The organism is Verrucomicrobia bacterium S94, assembly GCA_004299845.1.
Classification (GTDB): Bacteria; Verrucomicrobiota; Kiritimatiellia; order Kiritimatiellales; family Pontiellaceae; genus Pontiella.
On record CP036201.1, the window covers coordinates 2,470,639 to 2,489,691 of the forward strand.

Below are 19,053 nucleotides of genomic sequence, written 5' to 3' on the forward strand. Positions count from 1 at the left end.
CCCTTTATATCGGAATTGCGCTCGGAATTATAACCCTGGTTGCCCGCAGCCGCATGATGCTCATCACGTCGGCCGTGCTTGGCCTCCTGATCGGCCCGGCACTCATCATTATCGGCACCATTTAACTTAACCAAAACGGAGAAAAGAACATGCTAAATGCAATAACACACGGAATTGAGGTTGATATTGACAGTGTACGTCAATACCTCGATCTAGCATCACGCACTCTCAATCGTGCCATGGGCTCGGCCCAGGCCGAACGCTTCCGGGCTACGACGGAAGAGCGCGAAGAACTTGACCGGCTGATTGATCAGTGCAAGGCCGAACAACAGCTGATCTCTCACGCCTGCGACGCTCACCAGGGTATTGACATCTCATTCATCAAGAATGCGAGGGCCTGCTGATGCACTTCCTTGATCTAACATCTGATCAGCAGCTCGAGAGTGTCGACCGTATGAGCAGGTGCGAACTTGTTGAAATATGCAGTATGGATCTTGACCATCCCGTCAGATTCTGCGCCGAAAAGAAGCTCTACGCCGATCTCGATGTCGGTGACGATACCTACCGCTGGAACGTCGGCTACGCCGATACTGTGACCATCAAACGCCGTACATTCGGAAAAGACGGGAAAAGCTACGGCGGTTGGTCTACGGTCGCCAAATTCTCAGCAGAAGAGCGGGATAATGCATACAACACCTGGTCGGATCTCTGCTTCAGGTCGGAGAATCCAATGCTGCCTGGAACAGAGAGTGTCGACATCGACACTGAAGACATGCAGCCGATAGAAACAGGTTCCGACCATTACCGAACGCCGATGGATATTGCTGTTCAGCGTGCGATCGAACTCGTTGATCTATCTAAAAAATTCGCAAAAGTATCCGTCATCTGTGCCGCTCAGGCCGGAGCTGAGTTCGCACGGATAAAAGATCACTGCGAGCGCGGCGAGTGGATGAAGGTCCTGAACGAACTGCCGTTCGGTAAATCAACGGTCTATAAATACATACGCGTTGCAGATGAGATGCAGACTCGTCTTGCTGAGGGTGAGACCGCTATTGACCTGCATCACCTTCCTTCTCCCGAAGAATTGATATCAGGCGATCATGCCGATGTTATCGACCGCATCAATGCGGTTACCGGCGAGCAGAGCCTGCGGCAGCTCTATTTCGACTGGGGGATCCTTAAATCCCCGGAGAAGACCGCCGTAAAAAAACCGGCACAGGACAATAATACGCCGGCACAGCTGGCGGAAATCCGCCGGCGAGATGCAAACGAGGCGATAGGTTCTCTTTGCGTTGACCTGCAGAACATCTGCATCAACGAAAAGCGATGTATCGAGCGTGCCGACCTTGACCATATAAGGACGTTGGAGGGAGACCTCATAGACGCGCTGAAGAACGTAAGAACCATCATAACCGCAGGATAATATCATGAATTCGCCCGCAACCCTTTCAACCACCGACATTGACGAAATGGCCCAGCTGCCGCTGGAGGTAAGAGATGAGATCTTTGAACTCATAGCGGTATGCGAGCAGATCGACGCAGCGGCCAGCGTGAGTGCCGGTATTCGGGAGGCGCGGGCGAATGGTTATAAGGAAAGCACCATCAAACGGAAATACTACCGCTGGAAAAAATTCGGTTGGCGCGGTCTGGTAAACAACGCCAAGGTTGGAAAACAGAAGGCCGCCATCGACATCGGCGATGTTTACAAGTCGTATTGCGAACAGAATCAGCGCTCATCACGTGAGGCCTGGCGCCAGATGATGCGCGACTTCCGCAACGGAAAGTTGTTCCCGGAAGTTGGCACCTGGCGGGAGGTCTGGGCCGCTGAACATCCTGACATTGCCACTCCTGAGCGGTGTCCGAATGACTACACTCCGAGGGGTTGGACCTATTCAAACCTGCAGAAGAGCTGCGGACTGTCAAAATATGAGATCTTCGCCAGCCGTATCGGACGCGGACGGGCCAAAGATCTCCTGCCGTCAGTATACTCAACACGCGTAGGTCTTCAGGTCGGAGCCATCTACATGTTCGACGACATGTGGTGGGATATGAAAGTCAACTACCCGGGCAATGCCAGAGCTCAGCGGGTGATCGAGCTGGCGGCGGTTGATGTGGCCAGTGCCTGCCGTTTTGCATGGGGCGCAAAGCCAAGACGGGAGGACCTGGACACGGGAAAAATGAAGAACCTTAACGAGTGCGACATGCGCCAGATGCTTGCACACGTTTTGATAAATGTCGGCTTTCACCCGGATGGGTGCAGATTGATCGTCGAACACGGAACAGCAGCCGCGTCTGATGATCTTGAGGGCCTGATCGGCCGACTGTCTCAGGGCCGTGTGACCTTTGAGCGGTCAGGAATTATATCAGCGCCTGTACATAAGGGCCTCTATTGCGGCCAGCCGCGCGGGAACTACAAACGCAAGGCGGCGCTGGAGTCGCAGCACAGTCTATGTCACACGGTAGCCGCCGCGCTCCAGGGACAGATCGGCAAAGATCGTGACCACGCGCCAGAACATATGTACGGACTGGAGCAGTACAACACCTCTCTGCTTAAGGTGGCAGCAGCGCTGCCGCCTGAACGCGCGAAGCTGCTGATGATGCCGGTGCTTGATTTCAACCGTGCGGTGGCGGTGATGGGAGACCTGTATCGAGAAATGAATCTCCGCACATGGCACAACTTAGAGGGTTGGGAGGAATGCGGATACACAGCAACGGAATTCAGGCTAAGCCCGATGTCCGATGAGTGGCTTCCGATGGAGAGCATCACCGACCTTCCGGCTGATGAGTACCTTATGATTTACAATGCCATTCATTCAATGCCGGAAAAGTTAAGCAGGACAGTAAATCTATCACCACAGCATGTGTTCGACAGCGGCCGTTCGGATTTCGTTCGGCTCCCTAAATCATGCATGCCGCAGATATTAGGGAATAGGCTGGCAGTCATGAAAACAATACGCGAAGACGGCCTGATCACGTATTCGAACCAGGAATTCGGACCGAACGAATTCCGCTATCTGGCACGATCGGTACGTGATGTTAACGGCTTTTCCATCGCGCTCAATCCCGGTCGAAAGGTGGCTGTTCACATCAACCCGTTCAACACCGACGAATGTTTTATATCAGACCCTGATTCCGGTGCTTACATAGGGCTTGCTGAACGGTGGCAGACGGTCGGCAAGTTGGACGTCGAAGCCCTTGAACGGCAGGCCGGAAGACAGGCAAAAATTGAAAGTAAGTTGCGCGCTCCGATGGCGCGGCGCGGCGCGAAGATAATCAAGGAGCGCACGGAGATGCTGCGTAACAATCTTTCCGTGATGCGTGGAGAGCCGATCACAGAAGAGGATAAAAGCGAACTTGTGCGCATCAGGAAAAACAAGGAATCGGCGGACTCTTTCCTGACCGAACCAGATCCCGACATGCTTGCGGAAGAGATGACGATTGACGATTCAGGCGAAGGCTTCTGCGACATATTCGGGAGTGAATTTGACAACTAACACGGAGGAACAGTAAGAAATGAATAACGGACCGAAACAGAAGCCTGACTACATCAGAAAGATGCACAACATCGCGATGCGCGATTACGGCGTATCTGAAGCTGATGCAGAGTTAGTTTTCTGGCTTTACTCTTATGCCTGCGATAAGGGGCTGAACAACACCGAAGTCGCCCGATTAACAGGCATCGATGCATCAAACATCACCCGCATTTATGAGCTTACCTATAACGGAGGAAAGCTTGGTAAAGAGGTATTGGGCAAGATACAGCGAACGAAGGATGATGCAGAGGTTGAGCTTGAGCGCGAACTCTATGGACATGCCGGATTTGTCGAAACACGCCTTTCAAAAGGCATCTTTGAAGCATGTCATGCGTGCAGGGTGTCTCAGGAGATCTCTCAGATCTGGGGGGAGCCTCAGACCGGTAAGAGTGAGGCGCTGAAGCGATACGCACAGCTAAACAACTCCGGCCGCACGCGCTACATTGAGCTGAAGTCCGGCATGTCTCATCGCCACTTCATGCAGTACGTAGCCGAATGCTGCCATGTATCAACGTCAGGCGATGTCAATGTTCTGCGCCATGCGATCAACCGAGTGCTAACGCCGAACACGCTGCTGATTTTCGACGAACTTCATAAGCCGATACTGCATGCGACCAAAGGCACACGTCTTAAGATCATGGACTCGATTCGCGATTTCAACGACGAGATAGGATGCGGAATCATGATCTGCGGGACCAACACCCTGCGCGATGAAATTACCCAAGGCAACATGAAGGACTTCCTCGATCAGCTTAATAGACGTGGAGTCATCAAGGTTCAATGCCCGGACACGCTGCCTTTGCCTGACCTGTGGCGGTTCGCTGCATCATACGGCCTGCCTCAGCCAAAAGCTGGAACTACCGAACATCAGCTATGCCAGCGCATCATCAGAAACAACGGCATCGGCGTGTTCTCAAAGTTCCTTAAAAACGGAATGAAATACGCGAAGAATCAAAAGGAGAGGTACGGCTGGAAGCATTTCATTTCCGCTCACGACATCATCGTTAAACGCAACCGGCCGGGCTGGTGCTGAAAAACATAAAAAGGAGATATAAATTATGATCAAACAATGGGCAGAATGGAAAGTAGGACAGGCTGGAGCCCGAAAGGCGATGGCGAGAATAAAGCTGTCAACAAAGGGAACGCTTACATGCTCTAAGTGCCAGGCTCCGGCTCAGCATGTACTCTTCGAAGGAGGAAGGTGCGCGAAGTGCTTCCGGCCAAAACGGATTTCCGAGTCACAGCTTCCGCTTAACACAACGGCCGCGCCGTCTGAAGTGGTGGTCCATCCGGAAACAGAAGCGCTGAAAACACGGTTCTCAATACTGATGAACACGCTTGATGTTGATTCAGTCAGCACGATCGCAGGCATCCTTCAGCTTCCTGTTGCGTCAACGTATAAATGGTATAATGACGAACTGCATTCGCTAGGTCAGCATCGAATGAATGCGCGTATCACGAACGCTATCGACCGGTTTGAACGGGGAGCGGTTGCATAATGGCCACCAAAGCCGATCAGCGCCGTAAGGTCGACAGTTCCCTCGCGATCATGCACGCCGTGCGTGATCGAGAGGGCGTGCATCGGCCTTTTTCAATAGCCGAGATTGCCGACGTCTGCGACTGCAGCATCCAGTTGATCAGAGAGATCGAGCAGCGTGCGCTGCGAAAACTTCGCCACCCAGCACGGGCTGAGATCCTCAAGGAGATGATTTAATGACTTACCGCACGGTAACCGCCGAAAACAACACCTTCCATGTGATATGGAAAGGTAATCTTACCGCCCCGGTCTGCGCCTGCAACGACATTCGCGATGCCCACCGCATCACCGCAGCGCTGAACCTGTTGCAGCGACTGCTCGACTCAGGGCTGACCCCGAACGACATCACAGACATGATAAAGGAGATCAAATGAAATACATCGCACGAAGCATCGTCACCGCCGTATGCATTGCCGGAAGCATTGCGGCGGCAGAACTGGAAAACCCGAAGACCGGAGCGGTCCTGCTGACGCTCGGGGTCATTGCCGCACTGGTGGCGCTGTCCGGAGGAAAGGAAGCATGAAGCGCATCGACGACCAACGTATTGCCACCGCAGAAGAGGCTGACCAGGTGATGGCTCAGATCAATACCCGCGAGGCTAGAAAAGCCAAGATCACTGCCGTGGCGGAATCAAAAATCGCCACCATAAAATCACAGCTGGTGAAGGATCTGGCCCGCTACGACGAAGACCTGCAGCCGCTCTACGAACGGATGAAGACATTTATCAATGCCAACCCCGGATTGTTCCAACGTCCGAAAAAACGGAAGACCCCGGCCGGCGAGTATGGACTGCAGGCGGCCACCGAGCTGATCATATCAAACGAAGAGGATCTGATCGCATGGCTGAAAAAAGAGGAACTCACTGACTGCATCAAGGTGACGGAAGCGCCGATCAAAAAAGAAGTCACCAAGCTGCTGAAAAATAAACAGCAGGTGCCCGGCTGCACCCTTAAAACGGGCGACACCGCCGTCATTAAGCCGGACCCGGACACCATTCGTTACGCGAAGGAGATCGACTGATGCACACGCTTAAAAGCAGAATAAAGAACCTCTTCACCGTGGCCGACCTGAAAAAAGCTATCGCTGAAATCGACCCGAAGTACGACCACGCACCAATTCAATGCAACCTGGAGAACACCGTCTGCATCGAGCACTGGGTGCCTGATGAGGATACGGAGTTCCCTGAATATTTCGAAATCGACGGACAGTAATTGTGCGGGCGGCAATCGTGCCGCCCAAGCCACGGAGGATAACAATGCCGATAAGCAGAGGACAACAGGGAAAATACCGAACACTGGTCGACGCGGCCTACATGGCCGAGGCCCAGCGGCTGCGCGGAGAAATACCGAGAAAAGACGAATGGCGCAGACAACTCAACGTCAGGACCACCGGAAAGTATTCCACCAAACAAATGAACAGCACAACGGACTTCGATGCGGTGATGCTTGAGCTCGCCATCATCGCCGACGACTATTACTGGATAAACCGCCTCAGCACCGCCGCTGAACGGCGCCTACGACACATCATCGAATGGTTTATCTATGACCTCGAATACCTCACCAAGCAGACGATCACCTGGAAATATATACAGGGAATATGCAAACAGGCCGGCTATGCGGACTCCCTTATGGATTGCCCCGCTGAACACCTTGCAAAGGTAATGCAGATGACCGACACGCACGTAAGGCGCCTCGCAAATAAAGTCGATATAGCACGGTCAGACCTGCCCAGTGCCTATATGCGAAAAGGCCTGTCCGACGCCGAAGCCATCGCCCGTTTCCGCCACGACCACCATCACCACATCAACCACAGGAGCGCAGCGTGAGAAATATCTCATTCCTTATGACCACTGATCAGATCTTGGACAGATCGAAGTCAGTTACCCGCCGCCTCGGGTGGAAATTCCTGGAGCCCGGCGACACCCTTCAGGGCGTTGTTAAATGTCAGGGACTCAAGAAGGGGGAGAAAATTCAAACCCTGCGCAAAGTGCGCGTTGTCTCCGTGCGACGAGAACGGCTATCCGCCATGCTGCACGAACCATACGGCACAAATGAAGCCGCGCGGGAAGTATTCCCTGGAATGAGAGGCCGCGAATTCGTTTCAATGTTCGCAAAAAACATGCGGTGTTTTGTTAACAGAACCAAAGGCGCGGGCGTTTTTGCGATAGCCTCTAGCCGCTGGTTCGATTTTTATTAGGAGATAATATCATGCCATCAAGCGTATCCAGTAACATCGAAATCCCGCTCTTTGCATATCGCCGGAAGTCCGACGGAGCTATTTGGTGTTGCGATGATGATAACAAAGAATCATGGGCAATTCCTGCGACGTATAGCGACGATAAACTTTTCCCGAAGGATGGATGCGAGATCATTGTAATTCAATCGAACGACCAAGATGAGACGCGGGGAACAGAAACATGATTGAGGATGAAAGTGGAATGCAGTTCGTTGAATGCACCAGAAAGCGTTGCCCGGCCTTTGATGGAAGCAGACTTTGTACGGCGTTAGAATGTACTCAACGCATTCCGCCGAACTCCGAACAACTGGCGACGGCCCCCGTCGAACCTCAATCGGCTGGTTGGGATGAGTCGCTCGAACGCGAGCTGAGAGATCGGTTTCGGCATTTTTTTATGCGAGTTGATGGAACATATGTTTTCCCTAATTCGATGGAGGGCGACTTGCTTAAGATGACTCACAAACTGCTTCAAGGGAAGAATCCCAACAGAGTGTTAGACATAAATATAATTTAATATCATATTCACAACGTTGCGATTGCTCCGTCTACGCTGTCAGCATTTGTCAGCGTTTTTTTTTGCCGACACATCGTTTGCAAGCTATTCGCACGTCCTGTGCAAATGTATTGCGCATTGGTTCAAACCTATTCGAATATATGCAGATTGATGACAATTTGGCTCAATCCGTAATAACGCATATTATCCATTCATGATCCACATTATACCCCCTGTTTTCAGTGTCTTTCGGGATGTTTCATCATTTTTCATGCTGGCTCAATCCTTCTTCCTCATCTGCTCACCGCTTAAAAACCCGTATTTTAATTGCATGCCGCTTTTATATTGCAATATCCGGATAAACGGATATACACCCTTTCAATCTTTGAAATTCGAGGTCTTCTGTTATGAAAGAAACTGCATACACATCCGACGCCGGCAACCGCTTTGCTCAACTGCTGAAAAAACAGCACCTGATGCTCGATGGCGCCATGGGCACCATGATTCAGCAGCATAAACTCGAAGAGGCGGACTTTCGCGGTGAACGCTTCGCCGACCACCCCTCCGATCTGAAGGGCAACAACGATCTGCTGGTGATTACCAAGCCGCAGATCATTGAAGATATTCATGTAAAGTTTATCGAAGCCGGCGCTGACATCATTGAAACCAACACCTTCAGTTCCACCACCATTTCCCAGGCCGATTACGGCCTCGAACCGCTCGTCCGCGAACTGAATATTGCGGCCGCCCAGGTGGCGCGCAAAGCCGTGAACCGGGTGCTTGAAAAAAATCCGGAACGCTCCCTGTTTGTTGCCGGCTCCATCGGTCCGACCAACCGGACGGCATCCATTTCACCGGACGTGAACGACCCGGGCTATCGCGCCGTCACTTTTGATGACCTCGTCACCGCCTATGCTGAACAGACCGAAGCCCTGATTGAAGGCGGTGTGGACATCCTGCTGGTTGAAACCATTTTCGATACCCTTAACGCCAAGGCCGCCCTCTTCGCCATTGAGGAGGTTTTTGAAAAAACCGGAACCCGGCTTCCCGTGATGATTTCCGTGACCATTACCGACAAATCCGGCCGGACGCTTTCCGGTCAGACGCCGGAGGCATTCTGGTATTCCATCGAACATGCCAATCCGATTTCGGTGGGTCTTAACTGCGCGCTGGGCGCCGCAGATATGCGCCCCTATCTCGAAGAGCTTTCCAATGCGGCCCACTGCTTTATCAGCATTTATGCAAACGCCGGCCTGCCCAATGCGTTCGGCGGCTATGACGATACCCCTGAAGATATGGCCCGAGTCTACGACGACTTTGCAAAGCACGGCCTCGCCAATATCTGGGGCGGATGCTGCGGTACGACCCCCGACCATATTCGGGAGCTGGCCGCTGCGGTAAAAAAATATCCGCCGCGTGTTCCTCCCGCACGATCCACCACACCGCGGTTCAGCGGACTTGAACCCCTGCGGATCACCCCCGAAATGAATCTGGTGATGGTGGGCGAACGGTCCAACATTACCGGTTCACCGAAATTTGCCCGACTGATCCGTGAAGGAAATCTCGACGAAGCCCTTCAGATTGCCCGTCATCAGGTGGAAAACGGGGCCAACCTCATTGATATCAATATGGATGAAGGTCTCATTGATTCCAAAGATATGATGGTCAGATTTCTGAATCTGGTCGCTTCCGAACCCGACATCTGCCGCGTTCCGATCATGATCGATTCATCCAAATGGGAGGTCATTGAAGCCGGTCTTAAATGCATTCAGGGCAAAGGAATCGTCAACTCGATCAGCCTTAAAGAAGGCGAAGATCAGTTCCGCGAACACGCACGCAAAATCCAGCGCTACGGTGCCGGCATGGTGGTTATGGCTTTTGACGAAAAGGGGCAGGCCGACACCACCGAGCGGCGTATCGCAATCTGTACACGGGCCTACCGCATTCTCGTGGATGAAATCGGAATCGATCCGACCGATATTATTTTCGACCCCAACGTTTTTCCGGTCGGCACCGGCATGGAAGAGCACCGCATCAATGCCGTCTCCTTCTTTGAAGCCACCAAAGTCATACGCGAAACCCTGCCCGGCGTTTCCGTAAGCGGCGGCATCAGCAATGTCTCATTCTCCTTCCGCGGCAACAACCGGGTACGCGAAGCCATCCACGCCGCCTTCCTCTATCACGGCATGGAGGCCGGCCTGAATATGGGCATCGTTAATCCAGGGATGCTCGAAGTGTATGATGAAGTACCTAAAGAACTGATGACACTCGTAGAAGACGTAGTGCTGAACCGCAGCGAAGAGGCCACAGAAAAACTGATTGACTATGCCGAACAGATCAAAGCCGAAGGCAACGGCGCAAAAAAAGAGGTTGAAACCCAGGCCTGGCGTGAGGAAAGCGTGGAAAAACGGCTTAAACATGCTCTAGTGAAAGGCATCGTCGAATATGTTGAAGACGACGTCGAGGAGGCCCGGCAGAAATACGACCGCCCGCTGCATGTGATTGAAGGACCGCTGATGGCTGGAATGGATGTGGTCGGCGACCTGTTCGGTTCCGGTAAAATGTTCCTCCCGCAGGTTGTGAAAAGCGCGCGCGTCATGAAAAAGGCCGTCGCCTATCTCCTCCCCTACATGGAGGAGGAAAAAGAAGACGGCGAAGTCACCACCGCCGGAAAAGTCCTGCTCGCCACGGTGAAAGGCGATGTACACGACATCGGCAAAAATATCGTCGGCGTCGTTCTGGCCTGCAACAACTTCGAGGTCAAAGATATCGGCGTCATGGTGCCATGCGAAACCATCCTGAAAGAAGCCCGCGAATGGGGAGCCGATATCATCGGCCTCTCCGGCCTGATCACGCCGTCGCTCGATGAAATGGTGCACGTGGCCAAAGAGATGGAACGCGAAGGCCTGAAAACGCCCCTGCTGATCGGCGGCGCCACCACCAGCAAAAAACATACGGCGGTGAAAATCGCCCCCGAATTCAGCGGACTCTCCATGCATGTGCTCGATGCATCCCGTGCGGTTACGGTCGTGCAGTCCATCCTGAGTAATGATGAAAAATTCCGGAAGGCCGTGAAGTTTGAATACAACGCCATCAAAGAACAGCACGAAGCCTCGCAGGAGGTTCGCGAATTCCAGACGCTTGAAAATGCGCGGGCACGTGCCCTGCCCTTCGACTGGGAAAACTATACACCGCCCACGCCGGAATTCATCGGTATTCGCGAGGTGAATGTAACCCTGAAAGAGCTGGCCGAATGGATCGACTGGACACCGTTTTTCTGGACCTGGGAACTGGAAGGCAAATATCCGACCATCCTGGAAAAACCCGGCGAACCCGGTGCCCGCGCCCGCGAGGTTTTTGACGATGCCCAGGCTATGCTCAAACAGATTATTGAAGAGGACTGGTTTACCCCGAAGGGTGTTCACGCCTTTTTCCCGGCGGCGCGTGTCGGCGACAGCATCGAAGTTTATGCCGATGAATCGCGTACCGAAAAAATAAATACCCTTCATTTTCTGCGACAGCAGATGATTAAAAAAGACAAAACACCGAATCGCAGCCTGTGCGATTTCATCGCTCCGAAAGACTCCGGCTGTACCGACTATATCGGCGCCTTCTCTGTCACGGCAGGCCCCGAAGCCGTCGTTAAAGCCAATGCATTCAAAGCCGATCACGACGATTACAACGCCATCATGGTGCAGGCGCTCGGCGACCGGCTTGCCGAAGCCTTCGCGGAGTACCTGCACAAACAGACGCGCGATGCCTGGGGCTATGGGAAAACGGAAACCTGTACTATTGAGCAGATGATCAAAGAAAAATATCAGGGAATCCGCCCGGCGGCCGGCTATCCGGCCTGTCCTGATCACACCGAGAAAAAGACCATTTTCCAGCTCCTGGAAACGACAAAGAGAACCGGCATTGAATTGACCGAATCCATGGCCATGACCCCGCCGAGCTCTGTTTCCGGACTCTATTTCTCGCATCCGGAGTCCCGCTATTTCCCGCTCGGCCGCATCAATAGAGATCAGGTCGCCGACTATGCCGAACGCAAAGGCTGGGATATGGAAACCGCCGAAAAATGGCTCGCACCTAACTTAGGATACAACAAATGAAATCAATCCTCGAACGCATGAAAGACCATCCCCTCATTTTTGACGGGGCAATGGGTACAATGATCTATTCGAAGGGGGTGTTCATTAACACCTGTTATGAACACCTGTGTGTGACCAACCCGAAACTGATTCGCGGAATTCATCAGGAATATGCCGATGCCGGGGCGGATGTGATTGAAACCAACTCCTTCGGGGCCAATCGCAAAAAACTGGAAGCCCACGGCCTGGCCGCCGAGCTCGAAGCCATCAACCGCGCAGCTGTGAAACTGGCGCGGGAAGTGGCCGGAGACGAAGCACTGATTGCCGGCTCTGTAGGTCCTGTCCTGAAAGCCGGTCAGGTTTATCTCGAAAACCGGGCAGCAGAACTCGAAGAAATTTTTCACGAACAGATTTCCGTTCTGGCCGACGAAGGCGTCGATTTCTTTATTTTCGAAACCTTTTCTCATGTACAGGAAGCGCAGCTTGCCGCAAAAGTGGCCCGGAAATTCGATGTGCCGGTTTTTGTTTCCATGACCGTTGGCAAGGAGGGCGAAACCGTAAAAGGCCGACCGGTTGAACAGATTATCCAAATTCTGGAAAACGACACCAATGTCGATGGCATCGGGCTGAACTGCGGCGTCGGCCCGGCGGCAGCCTACAGCAATGCCGAACGCGCCCTGCCCCACACCACCAAACCCTTTATCATCATGGCCAATGCCGGTCTGCCGCAGGAGGTCGATGGCCGGATGATCTACATGGCCTCGCCGGAATATTTTACGGAGTATGCAAAACGCATGATTGAGCTCGGTGTTCGCGGCGTCGGCGGATGCTGCGGTACGACCCCGGCCGACATCGCCACTATGGCCAAAAGCGTCAAATCGATGACCGGCGTTAAAAAGCACGTCACAATTTCCAGTCATACCGAGCAGACTGCTCCGGAAGTGGATATCATTCCCCTGGCGGAAAAATGCAGTTTCGCGGCCAAGCTGGCCCGGGGCGAAAAAGTGACCAGCGTGGAAATTACGCCGCCGCGCTCCATTGACCTGCAGCCAATGCTCGAAAAATGCCGGAAATGCAAGGACGCCGGCATTGATGCCATCAATATTCCCGACGGCCCGCGTGCTTCGGCGCGTATTTCCCCGATGGTTGCCGCTTTGGCCGTTGAACGCGAAGTCGGAATCGAAACCGTGCTGCACTACTGCTGCCGCGACCGGAACCTGATCGGTATGCAGTCCGACCTGCTCGGCGGATATGCCGGCGGCCTGCGCAACTATCTCATCATTACCGGCGACCCGCCGAAACTCGGCGATTATCCGGATTCCACCGCTGTGTTCGACGTCGATGCGGTCGGCCTGACTCAGGTGGTGAACAATCTGAATCATGGTATCGACGTCGGCGGAAATATCATTGATCCGCCAACCGGCATCCTGATCGGAGTCGGGGCCAATCCCTGTGCCGTGGAACCGGAGCGCGAACTCCAGCACTTCCTCAACAAGATCAACGCCGGCGCAGAATATGCCATTACCCAGCCGATTTTCGATCCCGAGGCCCTGCTGCGTTTTCTGGATCACGCCGATGCCAGAGGCGGAAACATTCCGGTCGTCGCCGGCGTCTGGCCGCTCGTCTCTCTGCGCAATGCCGAGTTTCTGGCCAAAGAGGTTCCCGGGGTTGAAATTCCGGATGCCATCCTCGAACGCATGAGCCATGCGAAAACAAAAGAGGACGGTCGCGCTCTGGGCATTGAAATCGCCCGCGAAATCTGCGAGACCATTTCCGACCGCGTTGCCGGCTATCAGGTCAGCGCCCCGTTCGGTATCGTTGATCTGGCCCTTCAGGTTCTTAAATAAAAGTATGCCGAGGCTGGAAATTCAGCGGCCCCGCGAATATAGTACCTTTTCAGTGAGGTATTAAATTTATGGCACAGGATTTGGAAAAACTTTTTGAGTATTACCGCGAAGGCGATAACCAGTTTAGAATCGCCGGCGGTGTGGAGGGTTGCTATAAACTCGCCAACGATTTTTATGATATCATGGAAACGCTTCCGGAAGCCCGGAAGATTCTGTTCATGCACCCAAGCGACCTGACGGAATCGCGCGATAAACTCGCCTGTTTTCTTTCCGGTTATATGAACGGTCCGGAACTGTACGAGGAAAAATACGGCCCGCTCGCGCTCGGCGCAGCGCACGCGCATCTGCCCATTTCAGGCAAAGAAAAAGATATGTGGCTGCTCTGCATGGAAAAGGCCCTCGAGAAACAGGACTGGCCGGAAGAATTCAAAGCCTTCATGCTGATGCGGCTCAGAACCCCTGCATCGCGAATCCAGAACCGGCCCTAGTTTTCCAATGTCTGGAAAATAATATTGGAGAGATCAGCGACATTGATAGGCTTGGTGATATACCCGTCCATGCCGGATTCCAGACAGCGTTCACGGTCGCCGCTGAGTGCGTGGGCGGTCATGGCAATAATGGGCATTCTCGTCAGGCCGGTTTCTTTTTCCAGCCCGCGGATAACCTGCGTGGTTTCAAGCCCGTCCATTTTCGGCATCTGAACATCCATCAGGATCATGTCGTATGCCTGATTTTTAACCCGTTCAATGGCTTCTTCACCGTCGCTGACCGCCTCCGCATGAACCCCCATTTTTATCAGCGTACGTACCGCCACGGTCTGATTGACGCGATTATCTTCAACCACCAGAATCCGCAGTTCATTCTCCAGTTCGCGAATACGGCGGCGGGTGGCAACCATGATGTCCCTGGCCTCTGAAGGATCATCTTTTCCGCTGCGGCCTGACGATTTTTCAAAATCAAACATCGCCTGCCCATGGACTTTCTGCAGATCCACAGGGATCTCAAACCAGAAGAGCGAACCCGCTCCGGGAGTACTGGTCACCCCGATTTCACCACCCATAATTTCAACCAGCTGCTTACAGATCGTCAACCCCAGACCGGTTCCCCCGTATTTCCGTGATGTGGAGGTATCCTGCTGCTGAAAGGCCTCGAAAACATACGGCAGTTTATCCTCTGCAATACCGATTCCCGTATCCTTCACCTCAAACCGAAGGTGGATATGCTCCGAACGCTTATCGGCCACCCGGACAGACAGCGAGACTTCGCCCTCATCGGTAAACTTAATGGCATTGCCGAGCAGATTGGTAAGAATCTGCCGCAACCGGGCCACATCACCACAGAGCTTTTCCGGCGCACCCGGATCAACCCGGACATGCAGGCCGATGTCCTTTTTCGCAGCCTGCACGGTCAACATAGCCTTAAGGTCATCCAGCACTTCCATCAGATTAAAGTCGCGGATCTCCATCGCCATATGACCGGCTTCAATTTTTGAAAAATCGAGAATATCATTCACAATGCAAAGCAGGGCTTTACCGCTACGCTGAACAGTTGAGGCCAGTTCCTGCTGCTCTTCATTCAGATTGGAGTCCAACAGCAGATTGGTTACGCCGATAATACCGTTCATCGGCGTCCGGATCTCATGACTCATATTGGCCAGAAACTGACTTTTGGCCACACTGGCCGCCTGGGCCTCAATGGCCAGTTTGTTGGCCCGGGCAATGGACTCCTGTAACTGCGCGTTGGCTTCCTGCAGTTTTTCGCGCGCCTCCTGCGTATCCTCGTTCATGCTGACCAGAATCGCAATATCCGCATCCCGCTTACTGACATCCCGGGCATCTTTCAGCAAACGTCGAAGAGAACGGTTCTGAACCACCAGAATGATGATTACCGTCACTGCAGTTACTAGCGCAAGAATTAAGAACGTCAGGTCCATTTCCTCCAATCGCGGAAGTGCTGTATGCCCTCCACTGCCGGTGACTATTTCAGAAACCGGTCTATGGTTCGATCTATTCGCGCAATGACCCGCTCACGCCCGAGCACGGCGAGCATCGGAAAAAGATCCGGTCCGGACTGCATACCCGACACCGCCAGACGCGTCGGCGCCATCACAGCCCCGAAACCCAGTCCCGATTCTTCGACAAAATCATGCAGTGCTTTATCAGCGGAGGCCTCATCAAAAACCTCCAGCGACTGAAAGATCGCCTTCACCCGGCTGAGCGTATCCGCCACGCCCTCTTTCTGCAGTTTTTTACGCACGCCCTTTTCATCGTACTCAAAATCTTCGGTGAAAAAGTATCCGGTCATGGGAACAATTTCCTTTGCATTTTTAACACGGTCGCGGATGAGTGCGATGACTGATTTTCCGTATTTGTTATCAGCATCCACTCCGGCCTCGCTCAGTTCCGAAAGAGCCATGGTTTCAAATTCGGTGGCGGGAAGTTTCTGGAGGTATTCCCCGTTCATCCAGGTCAGTTTTTTCATATCAAACTGTGCCGGAGACGACTGGCAGCGCTCCAGCGTGAATGCTTCAACCATTTCGTCGCGGGTCATCACTTCCCGGTCATCGCCCGGAGACCAGCCAAGCAGAGCCAGATAGTTGAACAGGGCATCGGCGCAGAATCCTTTTTCCCGGAAATCACCGACAAAGGCATCGCCATCGCGCTTCGAATAGGGCTTTCCCTGCCGGTTTACAATCATAGGCAGATGCGCAAACTGCGGCACTTCTGCACCAAGTGCTTCATAGAGTGCGATATGACGGAAGGTATTTTCAACATGGTCGTCGCCGCGGATGACATGCGTAATGCCCTGCTCTATATCGTCGAGCACGTTGGCTAGATGGAACACCGGCGTACCGTTGGAACGGACAATGACAAAGTCCTGCATATTTTCGGCCTTTTTCGTCATTGCCCCCTTAATGCCGTCCACAAAGCTGACATCTTTACCCGGCATTCTGAACACCACACACTCGCCCTGTCCGGTACCACCTTTATCCTCTTTGTATGCCAGCCCTTTTTCCAGCAGCATTTCAGCGGCCGCAAGATGCGCCTCCTGACGGGTGGTCTGATAGAGATGTTCACCGTCAATATCAAAACCGAGCCACTCCATGGCATCGAGCATAGCCTGAATAGCCTCCGGCGTGGACCGTTCAATATCCGTGTCCTCCACCCGAAGGACAAACTCGCCGCCGGTATGACGTGCAAACAGCCAGTTATAAATGGCTACCCGGATATTTCCGATATGAACTTTCCCGGTTGGACTCGGGGCAAAACGTGTACGCACTTTCATTACATCACTCCAGCTGTATCACCGGAAAACTAAACCTTATCCGGTTTATCCTGTTATCCGGCCAAAAAATTATTCACATTACTTTTTTCGAATTTTGAACTGCGGAGACTACCCATGAGAGAACATGATGTAAAAGAAATCCTGATTGATAAAACAGCAATTGCCAGGCGCGTAGATGCCCTGGTGGATGAAATTGTAGAGGCTGAGCAGCCCGATCGCCTTGTCGTGATCGGCATTTTAAAAGGCAGTTTTATGTTTTTTGCCGATCTGATGCGCAGTTTCTACCGCCATAATGCCCATCCCCATATCGATTTCATGACCCTCTCCAGCTACGGCGCCGGAACTGTCTCCTCCGGTTCCGTTGAAATCATTCACGACATCCGCGAAAATCTCACCGATGCCGACGTCCTGCTCGTCGATGACATTCTTGATTCCGGCCGCACCCTCGCCTTCACCAAAAAACTGATGCTCGAGCGCGGCGCCAAAACGGTGCACTCCTGCGTGCTGCTGGACAAAAAAACCAACCGCGCCGTCGAATTTGAGGCGGACTATGCCGGATTTCAGATCGATGACCTCTTCGTCGTCGGCTACGGACTCGACTACGACAATAAATACCGCGAGCTCCCCCACATCGCCCGCGTGAACTTCCACTGACAGAAAAACCGTTCCATCCAGATTGATTACAGCCGGGATCTCTCAGATCCCGGCTTTTTTTCGCTTTTTACATGCACTGAATTCCACGGTCTGTTAAGCTGATGCCGCTTGGCACAGCTTACACTTTCGGCTGCCGGGCAGAAAACCCGAGCCCTCGTCACAGGCCCTCATTTAAAAAGTTCCAGGGTTTGGAAACCCGCCGCTGTTTTACTACTATGCCCCTCATACTGATCGGGAGTTTTTATATGAAAGCCATCTTGCTGTCTCTGGCCGTCGCGTCGCTTCTTTCCGGATGCACCACCGCAAAAACCGAACGCATTTATATCGGAACCGGAAAAGGCGGCGGAATTTATTTCACCGACCTCGATACCGGAACCGGCCGCCTGTCACCTCCGGTCAAAGCTTCCGATACCCGGGGCGCCGGTTTTATAACCGTTTCCCCCGACAACCGCTTTCTCTACGCCACCGGCGTCGCCTCCTTTAAAATCAATGAAAACGGAACACTTACTCAGCTCAGCGAACAGCAGAGCGGTGAAAAAGGCTCCTGTTATGTCAGCACCGACCATACCGGACAAATGCTGATGACCGCCTACTACAGCTCGGGAAGCGTCGCCTCCTTTAAAATTTCCGATGGAACCCTTTCCGAAGCCATTTCCATTCACCGCCACACCGGATCCGGCCAACATCCCAACCGCCAGAAAAAACCCTTCGGCCACTCTGTCGTTCCGAACCCCGAAAATACCCATGCCTATGTTGCCGATCTCGGCATCGATAAAATCATGATCTATAGCATGAATCCCGAAGAAGGCACACTCTCTCCTGCCGGTGAAGCCGTCGTCCCCGGCGGCGCCATGGGACCGCGGCATATGAAATTCTCACCGGATGGCAAAAGACTGTATGTTCTTAACGAACTCGACCTCAGCGTCTCCACGTTCCGGACTCTGGCCAACGGCCGCCTCAACTTCCTCAGCACCACCCCCATGCTGCCCGAAAACGCAGACAAAACCGACCTCACCGCAGCCGAGATCCGAATTCATCCCAACGGAAAGTTTATCTTTACCTCCCTCCGCGATGGCTCCGACCGCCGCCGCGATTCCATCATCACCTACCGCATCATCTCCGATGGACTTCAGCGGATACAAACCACACCTGCGCAAGTGTGGGTCCCGCGCAACTTCAACATCGATTCCTCCGGCAAATGCCTCATCGTCGGCGGCCAGCTCTCCAAAGATATTGTCACCTTCAGAATCGATCCGAAAACCGCCGCCCTTACGTTTACCGACTCACGGATTCCGCTGGAAAGCGAGCCCATCTGCTTCGAATTCACCCATTAAGCCACTTACAAATCCACACTTCCCCTGATCTTCGACCTACATCTAAA

Annotated in this window: 18 protein-coding genes; 16 read left to right on the top strand and 2 right to left on the bottom strand. The window is 53.1% G+C overall.

Features of this window, described 5'->3' with window-relative positions; all coding sequences use genetic code 11:
* The first annotated feature begins 149 nt into the window (after positions 1 to 149).
* From EGM51_10715 to EGM51_10780, 14 genes are all read left to right on the top strand, one after another.
* Positions 150 to 404: a hypothetical protein gene (locus EGM51_10715; GenBank protein QBG47841.1), complete on the top strand. Its 255-nt coding sequence runs from the start codon at positions 150 to 152 to the stop codon at positions 402 to 404.
* A 50-nt stretch (positions 405 to 454) separates the two neighbouring features.
* On the top strand, positions 455 to 1,423 hold the full coding sequence (locus EGM51_10720) for a hypothetical protein (GenBank protein QBG47842.1): 969 nt from the start codon (positions 455 to 457) through the stop codon (positions 1,421 to 1,423).
* Positions 1,424 to 1,427: 4 nt separating this feature from the next.
* A complete protein-coding gene (locus EGM51_10725; protein ID QBG47843.1) occupies positions 1,428 to 3,494 on the top strand; it encodes a hypothetical protein in 2,067 nt (688 codons plus the stop codon).
* Between the two features lie 19 nt (positions 3,495 to 3,513).
* Entirely contained in the window at positions 3,514 to 4,566 is a 1,053-nt protein-coding gene (locus EGM51_10730) for a hypothetical protein (GenBank protein ID QBG47844.1), read from the top strand.
* A gap of 25 nt (positions 4,567 to 4,591) precedes the next feature.
* A complete protein-coding gene (locus EGM51_10735; protein ID QBG47845.1) occupies positions 4,592 to 5,032 on the top strand; it encodes a hypothetical protein in 441 nt (146 codons plus the stop codon).
* Positions 5,032 to 5,247: a hypothetical protein gene (locus EGM51_10740; GenBank protein ID QBG47846.1), complete on the top strand. Its 216-nt coding sequence runs from the start codon at positions 5,032 to 5,034 to the stop codon at positions 5,245 to 5,247. Before EGM51_10735 ends, EGM51_10740 begins: the two co-directional genes overlap by 1 nt.
* Positions 5,247 to 5,444: a hypothetical protein gene (locus EGM51_10745; protein ID QBG47847.1), complete on the top strand. Its 198-nt coding sequence runs from the start codon at positions 5,247 to 5,249 to the stop codon at positions 5,442 to 5,444. Before EGM51_10740 ends, EGM51_10745 begins: the two co-directional genes overlap by 1 nt.
* 31 nt (positions 5,445 to 5,475) lie before the next feature.
* Positions 5,476 to 6,090, top strand: coding sequence for a hypothetical protein (locus EGM51_10750; protein ID QBG47848.1), 615 nt, complete (start codon positions 5,476 to 5,478; stop codon positions 6,088 to 6,090).
* Entirely contained in the window at positions 6,090 to 6,281 is a 192-nt protein-coding gene (locus EGM51_10755) for a hypothetical protein (GenBank protein ID QBG47849.1), read from the top strand. Before EGM51_10750 ends, EGM51_10755 begins: the two co-directional genes overlap by 1 nt.
* A gap of 44 nt (positions 6,282 to 6,325) precedes the next feature.
* On the top strand, positions 6,326 to 6,895 hold the full coding sequence (locus tag EGM51_10760; GenBank protein ID QBG47850.1) for a hypothetical protein: 570 nt from the start codon (positions 6,326 to 6,328) through the stop codon (positions 6,893 to 6,895).
* A complete protein-coding gene (locus EGM51_10765) occupies positions 6,892 to 7,266 on the top strand; it encodes an ASCH domain-containing protein (protein ID QBG47851.1) in 375 nt (124 codons plus the stop codon). Before EGM51_10760 ends, EGM51_10765 begins: the two co-directional genes overlap by 4 nt.
* A gap of 939 nt (positions 7,267 to 8,205) precedes the next feature.
* Positions 8,206 to 11,907 (top strand): methionine synthase, encoded by a 3,702-nt coding sequence (gene metH, locus EGM51_10770; protein QBG47852.1) that lies wholly within the window; start codon positions 8,206 to 8,208, stop codon positions 11,905 to 11,907.
* On the top strand, positions 11,904 to 13,733 hold the full coding sequence (locus tag EGM51_10775) for a bifunctional homocysteine S-methyltransferase/methylenetetrahydrofolate reductase (GenBank protein ID QBG47853.1): 1,830 nt from the start codon (positions 11,904 to 11,906) through the stop codon (positions 13,731 to 13,733). The genes metH and EGM51_10775 overlap by 4 nt, the downstream gene beginning before the upstream one ends.
* A 68-nt stretch (positions 13,734 to 13,801) precedes the next feature.
* Complete coding sequence (locus tag EGM51_10780; protein QBG47854.1) at positions 13,802 to 14,221, top strand: globin; 420 nt, start codon at positions 13,802 to 13,804, stop codon at positions 14,219 to 14,221.
* On the opposite strand, the gene EGM51_10785 is transcribed toward EGM51_10780, so the two are convergent.
* Together EGM51_10785 and gltX are read right to left on the bottom strand one after the other, a co-directional pair.
* Positions 14,218 to 15,666: a response regulator gene (locus EGM51_10785; protein QBG47855.1), complete on the bottom strand. Its 1,449-nt coding sequence runs from the start codon at positions 15,664 to 15,666 to the stop codon at positions 14,218 to 14,220. The two genes, EGM51_10780 and EGM51_10785, sit on opposite strands and share 4 nt — an antisense overlap.
* A gap of 44 nt (positions 15,667 to 15,710) precedes the next feature.
* Positions 15,711 to 17,018, bottom strand: a complete 1,308-nt coding sequence (gltX, locus tag EGM51_10790; GenBank protein ID QBG47856.1) for a glutamate--tRNA ligase — start codon at positions 17,016 to 17,018, stop codon at positions 15,711 to 15,713.
* A 114-nt stretch (positions 17,019 to 17,132) separates the two neighbouring features.
* Between gltX and hpt the strand changes: the two genes are divergently transcribed.
* Entirely contained in the window at positions 17,133 to 17,672 is a 540-nt protein-coding gene (gene hpt, locus EGM51_10795; protein QBG47857.1) for a hypoxanthine phosphoribosyltransferase, read from the top strand.
* 101 nt (positions 17,673 to 17,773) lie between these two features.
* Positions 17,774 to 19,006: a lactonase family protein gene (locus EGM51_10800; GenBank protein ID QBG47858.1), complete on the top strand. Its 1,233-nt coding sequence runs from the start codon at positions 17,774 to 17,776 to the stop codon at positions 19,004 to 19,006.
* Positions 19,007 to 19,053 lie beyond the last annotated feature (47 nt).